This is a genomic window from Photobacterium sp. TLY01 (assembly GCF_021432065.1).
Classification (GTDB): Bacteria; Pseudomonadota; Gammaproteobacteria; order Enterobacterales; family Vibrionaceae; genus Photobacterium; species Photobacterium halotolerans_A.
Genome location: NZ_CP090364.1, coordinates 584,151 through 601,476, shown reverse-complemented (window position 1 = coordinate 601,476; position 17,326 = coordinate 584,151). Strand labels below are relative to the sequence as shown.

Sequence of the window (17,326 nt, the reverse complement as noted above, 5' to 3'; positions counted from 1 at the left end):
TACCACAGAAACCCTAAGATTGGCGCCGCAATCTCAAGGGTAACACGCTGTAATTTTTGCTTAACCGCAAATGTTTTCTCAGATTTTTACCCCTCAGATTGCAATGTTGTGTTTGCATATTGCCCGGTCTCTTCTGGGCGGGTAGCCGGAGTGCTACCGATTTACTTCCTGTTTTTTTGACCTGTCTGTCAAAACTTCTTTATGGCACTGCGCCCCAACGCGGTGCCATTTTTTTATGCGATCGGCTCTGCTTCCCTTGCCTCCGTGGCCAATAATGAGGATGATCCGCTTTATCGGCTACCAACGAGTTTAAGCATGACTGCGCCATTTGACATTCAAACTATCCGCGCTCAGTTTCCTGCCGTTCAGCAGGATTCAGACCACCCCATTGTCTACCTGGACAGTGCGGCGACGGCGCAGAAACCCCTGGCAATGATCCAGACGCTGGACCATTACTACCGCGGCCAGAGCGCGAACGTTCATCGTGGCAGCCACCAGCTGACTGCCAGCCTGACACAACGTTTCGAACAAGCGCGAGAAACAGTGCGCCAGTTCATTCATGCCCGCAGCCCGAAAGAAATCATCTGGACACGCGGGGCCACGGAAGCCTTAAACCTGATCGCCCAGACCTTCGCACGCAGCACCCTGCAACCGGGCGATGAGATCCTGGTCAGCGAACTGGAACACCATGCCAACATCGTCCCCTGGCAAATTGTTGCTGAGCAGACCGGCGCAAAAGTCGTCAAACTGCCGATGCTGCCTGACTGCACATTGGATATGCCTGCCTTTCATCAGCGCCTGACGGCCAGAACCCGGATCGTGGCGGTCGCGCATGTCACCAATGTGTCCGGCACGCGAAACCCGGTAGAAACCATGATCAAAGCGGCCCACGCGAAAGGTGCCATCGTGGTGGTCGACGGAGCGCAGGGCATCGTGCATGAGGCGGTAGACGTTCAGGCGATGGATGCCGATTTCTACGTTTTCTCAGGCCACAAACTCTTTGGCCCGTCAGGTCTTGGCGTGCTGTACGGTAAACAGGCACTGCTGGAAGCCATGCCGCCCTGGCATGGGGGAGGAAAAATGGTGGAGAAGGTGTCGTTTGACGGCACGCAGTTCACCGGTCTGCCGGGTAAATTTGAAGCCGGCACCCCCAATATTTCCGGAGTCATCGCCTTCGCAGCCACCCTGCACTGGCTGAGCAGCATTGATCGACAGGGCGCAGAAGCGCATATTCAGCATCTGTGCCAGCTGGCCATCAAGGGCATTGAAGACATTGAAGGTCTGCGGATTATCGGCCAACAGCCCGACACCAGCCTGTTTTCATTTGTGGTTGACGGTATTCATCATCAGGATATTGCCACCCTGCTCGACCAGCAAGGGGTGACGCTGCGTGCCGGCAATCACTGCGCACATCCGATGCTGGATGCGCTGGGGTTAACCGGGACTTTGCGCGTCTCTTTTGCCCTCTATAATACCGAAGAAGACGTTGCCTGCTTTGTCGCGGCTTTGCATAAAGCCTGTGACCTGCTGTAACCAGAGAGAGTGTTCATGACCGTATCCACCGATCTACCGAGCCATCCGTTCGGCACCACGATTACCCCTGATGACATTCTGGCCAGGATGCAGGCAAGCAGCGGCTGGGAAGACAGATACCGCCACGTGATTCAGTTTGGCAAGCAACTGCCCGCTTTGCCGGAAACGCTGAAAAGTGAGAACGTGAAAATCAGTGGCTGTGAAAGCCAGGTGTGGCTGGTTCAGCACTGTGAAAACGGGTATTACCATTTCGCCGCCGATTCTGACGCCAGAATTGTCAAAGGGTTGATTTGTCTGGTGCTGGCCGCCTACGAGGGAAAAACTGCCGAGCAGATTCTGGGGTTTGACATCGACAGGTATTTCGAACAGCTGGGCTTACTGGCACACCTGAGCCCGTCTCGCAGCAACGGCCTGAAAGCCATCGTCGATGCCATTATCACCAACGTGAGCCGCTGAGACACGGCTCACGCACCTGCTGTCAGCGGTGCTTTTCGATCAGTTTTTGCAGAATTCGGGAGACGGCGACAAAGCCGAATGTTGCGGTGACCATGGTGGCCGCGCCAAACCCGGTTGCGCAATCCATGCGTTTCGGGCCTTCCGCGGTCGATTTGGCCTCGCAGACACTGCCGTCCGCCTGAGGATATTTGAGCTGTTCGGTTGAGAACACACAGTCGATACCAAATTTGCGCGCCGGATTTTTGCTGAAATTATAAAACCGGCGCAGCATATTGCGGATTTTCGCCGCCAGCGGATCCTGAATGGTTTTGGCCAGATCCGCGATCTGGATCTGGGTCGGATCAATCTGGCCGCCTGCACCGCCTGTGGTAATCACCTTGATTTTATTTCGCTTGCAGAACGCCAGCAACGCCGCTTTGGGCTTCACACTGTCAATCGCATCCAGCACGTAATCAAACTGACTGCCGATGTACTCCGGGATATTTTCCGGGGTAATAAAATCGTCAATCAGGTTCACTTTGCAGTCCGGATTGATTAACGCAATGCGCTCGGCCATGACCTCAATCTTACTGCGACCGACCGTCCCTGACATGGCATGAATCTGACGGTTAATATTCGTGACACACACATCATCCATGTCGATCAACGTCAGCTGACCGATACCAGAGCGCGCCAGGGCTTCGGCTGCCCAGGAACCCACTCCGCCAATACCAATCACACAGACATGCGCAGCCCTCAGGATCTCAACTTCCTGATGACCATACAAACGGCGGGTGCCGCCAAAACGCTGGTTATAATTGTCTGATGCTGGAGTGTCGGGATACTGCATAACGGCCTGTCAGAGTGTGTTGAGAATGAGCGCGTTTTATACGCGCTCTGGGGTCAGTTGTCCAGTCCCTGCGCTTGCTGGGCAGGCTGGGCCATCACGGCCTCTTCATTGAAGGTCAGGCTGGTATCCACCGGCGATACGACGGGTTTTTGACTGGCTTCAATCCGCTGTTCCGTGAGCTCAGCGTCGGTTTCAGGTGTCAGCCCCAGCTTCCATACCCGGCCAAAATGCTTGTAATGGCCCGCATCAATTCCGGCCTGAGCGCCCATACCATGGTAGAGATCCAGATGATTGCGCTTGACTGCGCCGCCAGTATCCAGCGCCATCAGCAGGGTTAATACATGCTGACCATTCCAGTTGCCGTCCGCATCCAGTTGGGGCACTTCCGCCAGCAGCACACTGCCCATCGGCAAAAACTCCCGATCCGCCGCCACCGATGCCATCGCCATGAGCGGAATACCCGCCGTGCCTAAGACATCCAGCTCATCGCGAGGCTTGAAGAAAACATAAGACGGATTCTGCTCCAGCAGTTCACGCACTGTGGCATCATCATGCTGGCTGACCCACTCCGCGATCGCTTTGAGCGACATTTTCTCCCTCGGCACTTCACCGCGTTCAATCAGCACTTTACCGATGCTGACATAAGGGTGACCGTTCTTACCGCCATACGCAAAATACTGCAGCTCGTCATTGTCCTCGAAATGAACAAAACCGCTGCCCTGCACTTCCATCATGAACACATCCAGTTTGGAGGCGGAATACCCCAACTCCAGGCCCTGACCTGCCAGGGCGCCGTTGTAAATCTCGGCACGGGTCGGACATTGGCCGTTACATTCGGGCATCGCATAAACCGGGTATTTGAACTTGTCGTCCTGCGCGTGACGCAATTCGATCACCGGCGAGAAATAACCGGTAAACATCACATTGCCGTAACCGTCACCGCCGCCCATCTGCTCAGTCGTCAAACCATACTGAGCGAACGCTGTCGGATCGCCACCGTTTGCTGCCCAGTCTTTCACCTGCTGATACAAATTCTGATAACGCAGCATCATAGACGGAGAGCGGGTGAGCACTTGCTCTGCCTGGGCTTCAAAGCGGCTGTAATCGCGGGGTTTATCCGAGACCACATTGGTCACCGGGTTCAGCAGATGATCAAACTCGCCATCAAGGTATTGCTGGCCGCGATCAACCGGTTTGGCACACGCGGCCAGTCCGAACACGCAGGAAACAAGAGTCAGTTTTCTTAGCAGGGAAAATTGTTGGAACACAGAAATGCCTTAGTAGTATCGACAGGTTAACGTATGGCAGGTCTCATCAGACATACCATGTCTATATAAAGCCACAATGTTAGGCTGTTTTATCATAACCAATGTCAAAGTCTTGTTTTGATTGTCACGAAAGATTAATAATACGCACTGACTGTCATATAAGTGTCACAATAGAGCGGTTTAATAAAAACGTCATACAAACGACATCATTGCCCAGCAGACAGACAATGTCAGCATGGCAACAAAACGACAAACAGCAATGAGAGCACCTTTTCATGGGCTTTGCGCCCCAGATCATGACATTTCAGGAAGGACTGGCATGAACAATCAGTTTAAAGTTGGCAAAGAAACCTTACTTGATCCAAACGCTGTCGAATATCAGTGGATTCGCAATCTGGCCAGTGACGGCAATTCTCCGCAACAAATCAACACGGTGATCCAGCGTTGTCTGGGAGGTACCGCCCAGACCGCCGATACGCTGCGCAAAGTGGCGCTGAATAAATTGCCGGTCCATCAGCTGTTTTCCCGGCTCAAGGAAGAAGAATAAATACGGGGCAGCCCGCCCTGGCGTTTAAGAGCCCTGTTTGGCCCCCTGTCGTGCGAACGAAGACACATAATGTGCGGGCTGCTGGCGGATGAACTGACCTTCTTCAAAGGTATAGCGGTAAGTCTCATCCCCCATGCGATAGCGCAACTGGCTGCCATCCCATTCATAGGTCGTACTGACCAGACGGCCTGACACATAGACACCATTGGCTCTGAGTTCGAACTGATCTGCGGCGTAAGGTGCCACATCCTGTTCTATCCAGGTGCCATAAATACTGGGTTCAGGCGTTGGGGTAAATAATCCCCCCTTGGCGGCACCCACCGCGATAAAGCCACTTAAAGCCAGACCGCTGACCAAAATAAACAGTACTGTGGCTGCCTGCCACCGGGTGTAATTATTAAATGCCATTAACATTGCCGGTTATCCGCACGTTCTAGAACTATACGCTTATCTGGCGTCGCTTCGACTCACCGAATAAGTACCTAATGTCAGAATGGGATCTCGACTCAATATTTTCCTCCCGGCGCTGCGCGTCCTGAGTGATTTTCATGCTTGCTGCGCAGAAGAGAAACAGGCAACATGCAGGCATGCTTGTTCCCTATTAATTTTTGTAACGGAAGACAGAGTGAAGCTCAGAAGCACTGCGCTGGTGAAAGGCTTTCGCCAATCAGCGCCTTATGTAAATGCCCACCGCGGCAAGACGCTGGTGATTATGCTGGGCGGCGAAGCCATCGCCGATAACAACTTTCGCAATATCGTGAATGATATCGCCCTGCTGAACTGTCTCGGACTGCGGATCGTCCTGGTTTATGGTGCCCGTCCGCAGATCTCCCACCTGCTTGATGTGCACGGCTACAGCACCCCGTACCATAAAAGCGTCCGGGTGACCGATGAGCGTTCACTGGAAATTGCCAAGCAGGCTGCAGGTCAGCTCCATTTAGATATCACGGCCCGCTTCTCCATGGGTCTGAACAATACCCCGATGGCGGGCTCACAGATCAATGTGGTCAGCGGCAACTTTGTTATCGCTCAACCTTTGGGGATTGATGATGGGATTGATTACTGCCACAGCGGTCGGATTCGCCGCATTGATGTCGACGGGATCCGGCGCCAGCTGGATCAGAACAGCATTGTGCTGCTGGGCCCGATTGCCAGCTCGGTCACCGGTGAGTGTTTCAATCTGACCTCGGAAGAAGTGGCAACTCAGGTGGCGATCCGGCTGGAAGCCGATAAGCTGATTGGCTTTTGCTCTCACCAAGGCGTTCGCGATGAAAATGGTCAAATCGTTTCGGAAATGCTGCCCGCTGAAGCCGAAGCCGCACTGCAGCGGCTGACGGAACAAAACAAAGCCGATTCCGGTACCGCGCGTTTCCTGCGTGGCGCGATGATCGCCTGCCGGGCCGGTGTGCCGCGCAGCCACCTGATCAGCTACAAAGAGGACGGCGCCCTGATCCAGGAGCTATTCTCTTTCGACGGGATAGGCACGCAAATCGTCATGGCCAGTGCAGAAAAAGTCCGGGGCGCGAACATCGATGATATCGGCGGTATTCTGGCGCTGATCCGCCCGCTGGAGCAGGATGGCATTCTGGTTCGCCGCTCCCGCGAACAACTGGAGCAGGAAATCAAACAATTTACGGTGATCGAACGTGACGGCCTGATCATCGGCTGTGCGGCGCTGTATTCCTTTATGGAAGAACAAATGGGCGAGATGGCCTGCGTGGCCGTACATCCTGACTATCGCGACGGTGACCGCGGCTCCCTGCTACTCAACCGTATTCGCCATCAGGCACGCACTCAGGGACTGAAACAACTCTTTGTGCTGACCACCCGCAGCCTGCACTGGTTCAGGGAACACGGTTTTGTCGAAATCGATGTGTCTGATTTACCGATGGCGAAACAGGCACTTTATAACCTGCAACGGCGCTCAAAAATCCTCACCCTGGCATTGTAAACCGCGACCGCCAGTCACTGACTGGCGGATCAGCTGTTATTCGCCCAAGCTGTCATTCGCTCAGGCAGGCTTCCAACCCGCTGGCTCGCTCAATACAGCGCTGAATACTGCGCTGCAGCACCTCCGGCTGAGCGTACAGATACAGCCTTTCCTTCGCCCGGGTCACGCCGGTATACACCAGCTCACGGGTCAAGATCGGGCTGAAATCCGGCGGCAGTATCATCAGGGTATCAGCAAATTCCGAGCCTTGTGACTTATGAATTGTCATCGCATACACCAGCTCATGCTCCGGCAGGCGGCTGGGCAGGAAGCTGCGAATGCTGCCGTCCGGCATGTCGAAATACACGCGAAGTGCCAGGCGGCCTTTGCTGTCGGTCCGGCCATCAGGGTCTGGCATCGCAATCCCAATATCCCCGTTGTATAACCCCAGACCATGATCGTTGCGGGTGATCATCACCGGCCGCCCGACATACCAGGTTTCCTCGCCGGGGGCGATCAACCCCTCTTTAGCCAGTTGCCGTTCAATACGGACATTGAGTCCTTTCACGCCGAAATCCCCTTCCCTGAGTGCGCACAGCAGCCTGACGCTGGCAAACGCCAGCAAGACCTCACCGGGGGCTTTCCCCTCAGCAATCGCCTCAAGATAGCGGCGATAGAAAACGGCCATCTGTTTGATCAGACGCTGGTAATGCTCGGCACTGAGCGGGTACTGATGAATATCGGCAAAATTCTGTTGCCACACAGTGGCCAGTCTGTCGGGCTGGCCGCTGTTGATGGCTTTCGCCAATTGCCCGATGCCTGACAAGGCATGAAAACGGTAGCTTTTTTGCAGAACACACAGACAATCAGCGACCGGACTTTGCCCGCCTGATGGCCCGGCCGGCAGCACAAAGCCCGTCATCTCACTGAGCTGCCTGGCTTGCCCGGCACTGTAACCCTGACTGGAAAACGCGCAGATATCACCCAGCACAGCGCCCGCCTCCACCGAAGCCAGCTGGTCTTTGTCGCCCAGCAGAATCAGCTTGCAATGAACAGGCAGAGCTTCCAGCAGGCGGGCCATCATCGGCAAATCGACCATAGAGGCTTCATCCACCACCAGCACATCGGCATGCAGCGGATTCGCAGCATGATGGCGGAAAGCGGCCCGGCCCGGAATGGCACCCAGCAAACGGTGCAGGGTGCTGGCCTGGGTCGGAATCGCTGACTGAACCGCCGGCGGCACAGGCAAAGACTGAACCGCCTTGCCGATCGACTCGGTCAGGCGTGCGGCCGCCTTTCCGGTCGGCGCCACCAGAACAATATGGGGCACACAGGTTAAATCCAGTGTTTCGGTATCGGGCTGCTCCTGCATCACCAGTGCCGCCAGCAATTTGGCCACTGTGGTGGTTTTCCCGGTCCCCGGTCCGCCGGAGATCACGGCAAACTGCCGGCTGAGGGCAGTCGCGGCCGCCACTTTCTGCCAGTTCAGACAAGCGGCATCTGGGATCAGCTGATCCAGCGGCGCCAAATCGGAAAAGCGCTGCGCCTGACACAACACGCGGTCGATCGCCTCCCAGTTCAGGGTTTCCGCGGCGACCACATCCAGTTGATCGCACACCATCATCCGGCGCTGCTCCGCACTGTCATTGCCGCTTTGCCGCAAGTCTGCCAGGGCGTCATACACAGCGTGATAATTGCGTGAAAACAGGATGTTCAGCATGCTGGCCTGCCGCGCTCCCCGGACAGTTCCCTGCCCGGCGGATGCCAGCAACCGCTGCGCAACAGTCTGTTCATATTGCCAGTAACGATGCAGATACAACCGGTTGTCAATCAACACCAAAGGCGTGGGCTGAGAGCCATCAGACACCGCAGCAGACTGGCTCAGTACCGCTGGCCAGCTGGCGGGCAAGCGCCAGACGGCCGGCAATGCCGCCAGCAGCGATTCTGCCATTTCTCTTGGTAGCCCCAGTGGCGCGCTGCTCACCATCGCCAACGGCAGGCAAACATGGCCGCGCCCCAGCTCTTGACTGAGCCAGGCAGCCGCCACAGCCAGCACCTGTTGCGAGGCTTCATCATCCTGTCCGTTAACCGACTGGCAAATGAACTTGGCAAACTGGCTATCCAGCGGCCGTAATATGCCCTGACGGGTCAGTCGATCAAGCTGAGCGATGACAGCAGCAGGCCCGGTATCTCTTGCGTGGTCTAACATCGTCATCAGGCAGGCTCTCCCTGGCTGATCTGGCCGTCAATCAACTGTTCCAGTTCGTTCAGCAGTGCGTGGCTTGGCCGGGCATGAAAAATACCACTGTGATCTTCGGCCCGTACGCCCCGTAAAAACAGGTAATACACACCGCCAAAATGCTGCTGATAATCGTAATCGGCTTTTCTGCTTTTCAAAAATCGGTGTAACGCCAGGGCATAGAGCTGATATTGCAGATCATAACGGTGTTCGCGCATCGCCGTATTCAATGCCTCACCCCGGTACGCCTCATGGGTGTCGCCCAGCCAGTTCGATTTCCAGTCCAGCACGTAATATTTCCCCTGATACTCAAACACCAGATCGATAAACCCTTTCAGCATCCCGCTGACCGTGGAGAACCCCAGTTCCCCCGCTTTGGCCGACAAGGTATCATGCCGGGCCAGCGTTTTGTTCAGCAGGGCCGATGACAGCAGGTGGATCGGCAGCATGAATTCCATCTCGACCAGACGCTGCGACGGCTGAAGCGCGCCAAGACGCAAATCCTGACCATCCAGGGCACAGTTCAGTACCTGGGTCAGCAATTGCTGCAGTACCGGCAGCCATTCGGGGTCGTAATTTTCCTGCCGCAGTAAATCTGTGATGACCTGGGTGGTGGCTGCGCTGTCGACCGCATCAGTGAATTCAATATTCTCGAACAGACTGTGCAGGAAGGTGCCCGGCCGGGCCCCTTTCGGAAAGGTGAACACCGAGCGCTCCGGTTCAGCAAGGGCCATGCCTTGCTCCGGATCATCCAGCAGGCTGTCTTGCGATGAATCGGTATCAAAACCGGGCAATTCACTGGTGGCGTCCAACGCCGAGTGGCCCTGTTTCACCAGAGCGGAATAGCTGGTGATCCACCAGTTGTGTTCAACGGGATGTAAAAAGCGGGCCGCTTGCGGCACTGGCTGCTCGGTCAACACCGGTTGCCAGGGCGATGCAGGCAGCGAGGGCGGTACTTCCACACAGATATCTTCACTTTGCGCCAGCGTATTGAGCGCCTCAGCCAGTTCGGCCAGCCCGCCTTCTTTGCCATTCTGAATCAGATAGCCCATTGCAGACAGATGCAGCCCGGTCGGTTCCTTGGTGCTTCGGCCATTGCGCAGCGGTGCCATACCGACATAACAGCCATACACGGCCCGGGTCAGCGCTACATAAATCAGACGCAGGTCCTCCGCCAGTCGCTCTTGTTCGGCCAGCGCCAGACTGCGCTCCTCCCCCCTGACATCCAGCACCGCCTGCTGAGACTGGGGATCATGAAACAAGGCGGTTTCCGTGCTGCGGTAGCTGCAGACAAACGGCAGAAATACCAGCTCGTATTCCAGGCCTTTGGATTTGTGGATAGTAACGATTTGCACCAGGTTGCTGTCAGATTCCAGCCGCAGTTGCTGTTCGTCGCTGTTACCGTTTGGCGACGCCATGTGTTCAGCCAGCCAGCGGATCAAGGCCTGATCACTGTCCAGCGTCTGGCTGGCCTGCTGCAGCAACTCGCCCAGATGCAGTAAATCCGTCAGCCTGCGCTCGCCGCCGTTTTCACCCAGCAGACGTTCGGCAATCTGGCGGCGTGTTAACACATGGCGGATCATAGGGAGCACACCGCGGCGCAGCCACAGACTGCGATAGTCACGAAACTCCGCAATCCAGCGCTCCCACTCGTCTTCCTCGTTATTCAGCCTGTCGAGCTGAAAAGCGCTGAGCGCAAACAAAGGAGTGGCCAGGGCGGCCCGCAAGCTGGTGTCCTGTTCAGGATGCAGCACGGCCACCAGCAAGCGCAGCAAATCTGCCGCTTCCTGACTGGCAAAAACACTGTCACGGTTAGACAGGTACACACTGGGTATGCCCTGAGCTGCCATCGCCTGACGCACCAGCGCCGCCTCTGATCCGGTGCGCACCAGCACAGCGATATCGCCGGCTGACACCGGCCGCTGCTCGCTGCCTTTCACCAATAACGCCTGGTGATCATGAGCCTGGGTCAGAATGGCTTGAATCTGTGCGGCCGTCGCTTCCGCCATCGCCTGTTGATACTCCCCTTTACTGACCGGGGCCTCAGCGTCCATCTGCCAGAAACACAACGCCGGCTGACGTTCACCGTTGAGTTGCCAGTGCTTACTCTGGGCATTCGGGCTGGGCTGAACGGGCAAAAACTGGATATCGCTGTCATAAATAAACGGGCTGTCGGGCAGTTCAAACACCCGGTTCGCCGCTGCCACCATGCTGGCAGTCGAACGCCAGTTAGTGCCCAGCGTATAGTGGGCGCTGACCTGTCGCCTTGCCCGGATGTAAGTAAAAATATCCGCACCGCGAAAAGCATAAATCGCCTGTTTGGGATCGCCGATCATGAACAATCCCGATACCTTAGCGATATCATCGGGTCCGGCCTGTTCGTCGGGCATATAAACCGTGCTGAAGATCTGATACTGAAGCGGATCGGTATCCTGAAACTCATCGATCATGGCAACGGGATACAAATGACGGATCCGGGCAGCCAGTGCGCCTTCACCCATGTCTTTATCTGTCAGTAACGCCGCCGCCAACTGGGTCAGCAGATCATCAAACGACAGCCAGCCTTTACGTAACTTGGCCTCGGCCAGCAGTTCACGGCAGGCCTGAATAGCATGGGCCAGAACCGGCTCTCTGACGCTGGGTCTGGCGGCCAGCAAGTCATGAATGGCAGCAAACACCGGATGCCACGGCACGGCGCCCTTGGCGGTTTTCTCCTCCAGCACCGTCTGATCAAATTTTTCCAGCGCCTTGGGCAAGCTGTAATCCAGCGTTGGCTGGGTGGACCACAGTCCGACTTCATCGAGGGCTTTGGGCAGACTGGTTTTGGTATAGCTGCGTTTATTCACCCCTGAGTTACTGATCAGCGCCAGAAAATCTGCCGCATGCTCACGCCAGCCCTGCTTGACCGCCTCAATCCGCTGCAGATTGTGCTGATGCAGCTGCGTCAGATCGCCCGACAGCGGCGGGGCCATCAGCGTGACCGGGGCGCCGGATAAAAACGCATTGATGTCTTTGAGCAGCGCTGCCGGTGCCGGCCAGCAACGACGGATTTCATTCGCCAACTCGCGGGGCAGCGGGTAAAAATACCGGCGCCAATAATCCGCCGCCACCTGCGCCCGCAGCTGGCTTTCTTCGGTGATGAATTCATTGGAAAACAGGCTGCCTGACTCGAAAGCGTTTTGCGTCAGCATACGCTGGCAAAAGCCATGAATGGTGAAGATCGCCGCTTCATCGATCTGCCGTTCCGCCTGCAACAGCAAGGCGGCCGATCGGGCATGATCCGGCAGATCTCGTAGCAGGGCCGCCAACACAGGATCCTCGCTCATACCGCGACTGAAGGCGATCCTGGCATCATGAATGCGGCGGCGGATCCGGTCGCGCAGCTCGGCCGTTGCCGCTTCGGTAAAGGTTACCACCAGTATCTTATCCACCGTCAGTGGCTGCGGGTACGCCGTCTTGGCATCACCGTGTCCCAGCAGCAAACGCAGGTACAAGGTCGCGATGGTAAAAGTTTTCCCTGTCCCTGCCGATGCTTCTATCAGTCGCGTGCCGTGCAGCGGAAACACCATAGGTTCCAGTGTTTGTGGCGTAATGGCAGCAAGTTCTGCTGATGGGGTCAAAGTCATGATCGTTAACCGGTTCCTGTGGTCAGGCTCGCTGTGGCTCAAACACGCAGTGCATCAGCCGCAGCGACAATAATTTAAGTTTCAGGCAGCATAAATGATGGAAAGCTGCCGCTGGTTTCAAAGCACTGTGTGATCTCTGACTGATTGGTGCTCAGCCAGCATATTTTATTCTGATTCATCTATCACTATGGGATACGTTTCACATTTTCGGTGCCAGGCTTTCGGTAGTATCGCTGCCAAGAAATTTGGTCTACCTCTGGACCTTGTGGCCGACCGGTGAACACCCTACACCTGATAACGATTTTGCCGGCGGCCACCTCGCACCCTTCTCTACTCGATCTCTTCAAGATGCATCAACACAGGCTGTAACACCCGCCGTGCCCAATCCATGGCCTCAATGGCAAGATCGTCCTGCCAGTTTGGCCAGACCCGGGCAATGTAAGCATTGCTGCCTTCACCGCTGAACAGATAACTGTCGTTAAACACCCCGGCCATTTTGGTCAAGGCTTTTTCCAGACTCTCTTCATCCGTCAGCCAGTTGCCGCTTTTGTCCCGTAGCGCCTCCAGGCCGGCCTGCGCTGTGCGCGGGAAATAAGGTAATGGGGATGACTGCCCGGCCAGATAGCCTTCTGTCAGCATACTCAGTTGCTCCGCGGCATACTCTTTTTCTACCGGCCGGAGGCGGACATGCTTATCAATGCCCAGCACATGGGTGTCGGCGGTTATCCCCTGTACCGACATCGCCAGATGCTCCAGCCAGGCATGAATCAGGTCTTGCGTCCGCACTTTGCCGGGCCTGAAGTGAATCACCCCGGATGCGGTGTAATGGCGGATCCACCCCTGCAATCGGCACTGACCTGAAGGGATCGTCATCAGCAGATCAATTTCAGGATCCTCGAGCGGCGAGGCAAGCAAAGCGGCGAGCCTTTCGGCCAGTGGGGCGAGCTGCTGTTTTTCCTGCGCCAGAGTCAGCTCACCAAATGCTGCGATCGGCAAGGTGCCGGCCGCCTGCTGCATCGCCTGAAAACGGTGCATAGCGTCGGGCCGGGTCTGCGCTTCAAGCAGAGTCGTCAGTAAATCTGCCCGCAGTTGATAACTCTGCAGGCCATCAAGTGCAAAGGGTTCTTCATCCACCATCGCCCCTGCGGCGGCGTCAAAATAGACCTTGAGACGCCGGTTAAAAAAGTACTGTACCGGCAGGCGCCAGAAGCGCTGCAACTCTGTCATTTCAATCACAGGCAGTGAAGCGGATGACTCCGCCAGATCCGTCAGAACAAACGGGGACAGCGATTGCGACAGGAAATCCACCTTATCCACAGTGATTCGTCGTGCCGCGGGCAGCCATTCTGCCGCATAACTGGGCGAGCTTCCCAGAAAGGCTAGCGGGCTGAATGGCGTCAGTGGATGGTGGTGAGTTAACCAGCGGATCAGACGCTCCGCTGAATCCTCCGGAGCCAGCGCGCTGTCCCCTTGCAGACAAAATCCCTGCTGGCAGTAATCCAGTAACTCACTGAGCAGAACGGACGGCATTTTTTCACTGTTATCCTGAATCGAGCGCCCGACATAACTGATGTACAACTGCTGCTGGGCAGACAAGAGGGCTTCGAGAAACAGATATCTGTCATCGTCACGGCGAGAACGGTCACCGGCACGCTGGCGGCCCACCATCAGATCAAAGCCTTCAGGGGCAATGGTGCGCGGATAGACCCCATCATTCATCCCCAACAGACAGACTACTTTGAATGGGATCGAACGCATCGGCATCAGGGTACAGAAGTTGATCTGACCGGCCAGAAAGCGCTGACTCACACGCTCGCCGCTCAGCTTGTCATTAAGGTAATCGCGCATGACCGCAGGCGTCAGCGCTTGCTGATAACCGGCATCATCCAGTTGCTGCTCCAGTTGCTGCAACTTGTCGCGGATCAGACGCAATACCAGTTCACCCTCGGTATCCACGCTGAAAAAATCATCCAGCAACTGGTTCAGCACACTGAACCACTCACGCGCCGAATGCGGCTGATTGAGTACCCGGCGGTAATGGATTAACTGCTCGACAAAGACACTGAGCTGACCGGCCAGCTCGGCATCCATGCCCTGCACTTCATCATAGGCCAGTATCCCCTGATACAGCCCCGCCTGCGCAGGCATCGCATAACCAAGCAACATGCGCTGCAACCCGAACAGCCAGGTATTTTGCTGCTGCACCGGCAGTGAAAATTCGCGCGCTGTGCCGGCATCCAGTCCCCAGCGAATGCCGGCTTCCTCAATCCAGCCCTTCACCTGAATGAAGCGATCGCTGTCAAGATTAAACCGCTTCATGATAGCCGGCACTTCCAGCAACTCCGTCAGCTCAGAGGCATGGCAACGGCTATTGGGTAAATCCAGCAAGCGCAGGCAGGCCAGCAGCACAGGGTTTTCCTGATCGGCGCTGCGGTCAGATATGGAAAATGGCAGGTAGCGCTCCGTCGGCGCATTGCCGAAAACCGCCTGAATGTAAGGACTGTAGGCATTGATATCTGCGACCATGACCACGATATCGCGTGGCGACAGATCGGGGTCCGCATCCAGCATGGCCAGCAAATTATCATAGAGAACCTCCACTTCCCGCATCGGGGAATGGCAGACGTGCACCGACAAAGAGCGATCTTGCGCCTCAACCGGCTGTTTGTGCTGACTGTCGGCCAGCAGCTGGTCATTCACTTTGTCTTCCAGATTCAGGATATCCGACTGAATGCAGTGCAGCAGACTGTCGGGCTGAATCTCAACAAAAGCATCAACTTCAAACGCCTGTAATTCCGACAGCAGATACAGGTTGTCCCGCCCCAGCTTCCCCAGTGACGCTAACAATGTATTGCCAACCGCGGCATCCTGATGGGACTCGTCAATCAGGTTATCTTCCAGCGAGCCTTTGAGTATGCCCACGGCACCGGCCTGCTCGCTGTGTTCATCCCGCCAGATCACCTGCTGACGCTGCTGCGCTGCCAGCCGGGCCAGATATTTGCGATCTCTGACATCGCCCCAGTAGTGGCGGCAAGGATTGGTAAACATCAGATGCACATCGATGTGCTGCCCCAAGGCTGCCAGGGCGTCCATATAGCGTGGCGGCAGCGCTGAAATACCAAAGACAAACAGACGTTTGGGTAATCCCTCCGGCAGCTCCGTCCCGGACTGGGCGTACTGCGTCAGTGTTTCAATAAACTGTTGATACAAATTAGCGCGGTGATAGGGCGATTGCCCCTGCGCCAGAATGTGGTCATACAGCGCCTGCCATAACACCGGCTGCCAGGGGTGATCGCCCGCCAGTTCAGGGTCAATGCGCCCCGCTTCCCATGCCTGTATCCACTCCGGCCGGTACACCAGATACTGGTCAAAGATGTCGGCAATTTTTCCGGCCAGCTGAAATCGACGCTGCTGATAGGCATCCTCTTCCAGGTAACGCGCCAGTGGTGCAAATTCCGGCTGATCCAGCAACCCGGGCAGCACCTGCATCAGCGACCAGGTCATGGCATCTTTATTGAAGGCACTGCGTGCCGGCACATCCTGCAGTACTTTGGTGAACATGTCCCAGATGAAGGTCGCCGGCAAGGGAAAAGTAATATTTGCGGCCACGCCCAGCGACTGTGCCAGTTCGAGTTTGAGCCATTGCGACATGCCCGGACTCTGCACCAGAATCTGCTCAGGGAGAAAGGGGTCTGAAAGCGGATCCCGGCGGATCAGCTCAACCAGTAAAGACTTCAGCAGGTCCAGTTGGTTGGAATGGTAAACAGTAAACACGCATCAGGCTCGCAGGCAGAGAATCATGCCATGATTGTCTATCAAGGCACGCAGGGTGTAAACAGCAGTGCCTGCGATGACCGCCGTCCTTTGGCTTCAACGCGTTACATCGTCGCTCTGCGGTAGCTAATCTCAGCGGCGCAATAATGAGCCAGATAGCGCACGATGACATAACTGACCACCACAGTAGCGACCAGTAATTCAGCCAGAGCCAGCCCCTGAACCTGGTGCGCGTAGTCGGCCAGCAGGGGCTGAGTGCTCATCCAATGGGCCGTTTTGTACAAAGCGGTCGCCCCGATCACCACAGGAAACGTAAACGCGGCATAAGCCGGACTGAAGGGTAACCGCAACAGTCTGAAGAAGGCCAGGTAAATCACCAGAGTCATCAGCAACCCGATACTCGCCAGCAAAGCTACGATCAGCACGGAAGGCTGCGCCGTTACTGTCAGATAACCTGCCAGTGACAAGCTGGCCGGGGCCGCCAGAATCGCGATGGTCGGCTTGGCGGCATCCGGCACTTCATGACAGAAAATCAGGCGATATAGCATCACAGGCAACATCAGGGCGTAAGCACTCAGGCCAAACACCATCAAGGCCTGCGCCAAGGGTGCCAGGGCGCCCCCCGGAAAAGTGACATCAGCCACGATGATCCCCACAGGCGGCACAAACCAGCTGGGCACCATATGGTGCAACTCAAACCGGCTCAAACGATGAAAAACGAAGCAGGCTAAAAACACCAGATGCAAAACCACGGCGACCAGCCATAGTACCCACCCGGCATGCGGCAGGTATCGCGCCAGCGCAGAGGAAAGCACCATGAGTGCCATCGAAAAAGTCGGCACGACACTGCCGACCACAGGATGCTTCAAATCCTGCCAGAGTAACTGAGGATGGAAGACAAACTTCACCGCTAATCCCAGTAACATCACAGCCGCAATCGCGGCACTGCCGCTTTGCGCCAGACCGTGCAATGGCACCGCGTTTTCCCAGCACCAGCCCAGGCTGGCAATCGCCAGTGCCAATCCGGCCATAGGTGTCGGCATCAAGGCAAATCGCTCTTTCAAGACTTGATTCATGATTAGCTCTCCATCACATCCGATACGTTTTTTTGTTCTTTTTGTCGA

At 56.1% G+C, this 17,326-nt stretch carries 11 protein-coding genes; 4 read left to right on the top strand and 7 right to left on the bottom strand.

Going from position 1 to position 17,326, the window contains the following annotated elements:
* Positions 1–315: 315 nt before the first annotated feature.
* On the top strand, positions 316–1,533 hold the full coding sequence (csdA, locus tag LN341_RS02960) for a cysteine desulfurase CsdA (RefSeq protein ID WP_234204004.1): 1,218 nt from the start codon (positions 316–318) through the stop codon (positions 1,531–1,533).
* Positions 1,534–1,548: 15 nt separating this feature from the next.
* On the top strand, positions 1,549–1,989 hold the full coding sequence (gene csdE, locus LN341_RS02955) for a cysteine desulfurase sulfur acceptor subunit CsdE (protein ID WP_234204003.1): 441 nt from the start codon (positions 1,549–1,551) through the stop codon (positions 1,987–1,989).
* A 22-nt stretch (positions 1,990–2,011) separates the two neighbouring features.
* Here csdE and tcdA read toward each other — a convergent pair whose 3' ends face one another.
* A complete protein-coding gene (gene tcdA / locus LN341_RS02950; RefSeq protein WP_234204002.1) occupies positions 2,012–2,818 on the bottom strand; it encodes a tRNA cyclic N6-threonylcarbamoyladenosine(37) synthase TcdA in 807 nt (268 codons plus the stop codon).
* A 53-nt stretch (positions 2,819–2,871) separates the two neighbouring features.
* Entirely contained in the window at positions 2,872–4,068 is a 1,197-nt protein-coding gene (gene mltA, locus LN341_RS02945) for a murein transglycosylase A (protein WP_082095857.1), read from the bottom strand.
* Between the two features lie 337 nt (positions 4,069–4,405).
* Between mltA and LN341_RS02940 the strand changes: the two genes are divergently transcribed.
* Complete coding sequence (locus LN341_RS02940) at positions 4,406–4,633, top strand: hypothetical protein (protein WP_046221995.1); 228 nt, start codon at positions 4,406–4,408, stop codon at positions 4,631–4,633.
* A gap of 24 nt (positions 4,634–4,657) precedes the next feature.
* Here LN341_RS02940 and LN341_RS02935 read toward each other — a convergent pair whose 3' ends face one another.
* Positions 4,658–5,047, bottom strand: coding sequence for a DUF2850 domain-containing protein (locus LN341_RS02935; protein WP_082095849.1), 390 nt, complete (start codon positions 5,045–5,047; stop codon positions 4,658–4,660).
* A 211-nt stretch (positions 5,048–5,258) separates the two neighbouring features.
* Between LN341_RS02935 and argA the strand changes: the two genes are divergently transcribed.
* Positions 5,259–6,584 (top strand): amino-acid N-acetyltransferase, encoded by a 1,326-nt coding sequence (gene argA / locus LN341_RS02930; protein WP_120513906.1) that lies wholly within the window; start codon positions 5,259–5,261, stop codon positions 6,582–6,584.
* A 52-nt stretch (positions 6,585–6,636) separates the two neighbouring features.
* Here the strand turns inward: argA and recD are convergent, their stop codons facing one another.
* From recD to LN341_RS02910, 4 genes are all read right to left on the bottom strand, one after another.
* Positions 6,637–8,778, bottom strand: a complete 2,142-nt coding sequence (gene recD / locus LN341_RS02925; protein ID WP_234204001.1) for an exodeoxyribonuclease V subunit alpha — start codon at positions 8,776–8,778, stop codon at positions 6,637–6,639.
* The gene (gene recB / locus LN341_RS02920) at positions 8,778–12,422 is read right to left on the bottom strand and encodes an exodeoxyribonuclease V subunit beta (protein WP_234204844.1); all 3,645 of its coding nucleotides are present in this window, start codon (positions 12,420–12,422) and stop codon (positions 8,778–8,780) included. The genes recD and recB overlap by 1 nt, the downstream gene beginning before the upstream one ends.
* A 336-nt stretch (positions 12,423–12,758) precedes the next feature.
* Positions 12,759–16,202, bottom strand: coding sequence for an exodeoxyribonuclease V subunit gamma (gene recC, locus LN341_RS02915; RefSeq protein ID WP_234204000.1), 3,444 nt, complete (start codon positions 16,200–16,202; stop codon positions 12,759–12,761).
* 104 nt (positions 16,203–16,306) lie between these two features.
* Complete coding sequence (locus LN341_RS02910; RefSeq protein WP_234203999.1) at positions 16,307–17,278, bottom strand: TDT family transporter; 972 nt, start codon at positions 17,276–17,278, stop codon at positions 16,307–16,309.
* Between the last annotated feature and the right edge of the window lie 48 nt (positions 17,279–17,326).